This is a genomic window from Vibrio sp. 2134-1 (assembly GCF_033339495.1).
This window is the reverse complement of sequence record NZ_JAWOUS010000580.1, coordinates 1-629: the sequence shown is the minus strand read 5'-3', so window position 1 is coordinate 629 and position 629 is coordinate 1. Positions and strand designations below refer to the sequence as shown.

The 629-nt window shown below is 50.1% G+C and carries 1 pseudogene; it reads left to right on the top strand.

Going from position 1 to position 629, the window contains the following annotated elements:
- Positions 1-629, top strand: a pseudogene (locus R7R78_RS27335) (glyceraldehyde-3-phosphate dehydrogenase); the annotation flags it as partial.

Here is a 629-nt window from a genome sequence, read left to right as displayed (position 1 = left end):
ATCGCGACGACACAGCATCGCGACATCGATGCTGTGAATTGGTCTGGTTGTGATGTCGTGATTGAAGCGACAGGCGTGCACCGCAAAACTTCGTACCTTGACCAATATCTCGATCAGGGCGTGAAGCGAGTGGTGGTTAGCGCACCAGTGAAAGAAGAAGGCATTGCGAACATCGTTGTTGGCGTGAACGACCACATTTTCGATCCTGACAAACATCGTATCGTGACAGCGGCTTCGTGCACGACTAACTGCATCGCACCAGTAGTAAAAGTCATTCATGAGAAATTGGGCATTGAGCAATCCTCTTTCACGACGATTCATGATTTGACCAATACGCAAACCATTTTGGATGCACCGCACAAAGATCTGCGTCGTGCCCGTGCGTGTGGTATGAGTCTTATCCCGACCACCACGGGCAGTGCGACTGCGATTGTGGAAATTTTCCCTGATTTAAAAGGCAAGATTAACGGCCACGCAGTGCGTGTCCCGTTGGCGAATGCGTCACTGACAGACATCATCTTCGATGTGAAACGCGATACCACCGCAGAAGAAGTGAATGCTTTGCTGAAAGAAGCGTCAGAAGGTGAGCTAAAAGGCATTCTTGGCTTTGAAGAGCGTCCGTTGGTGTC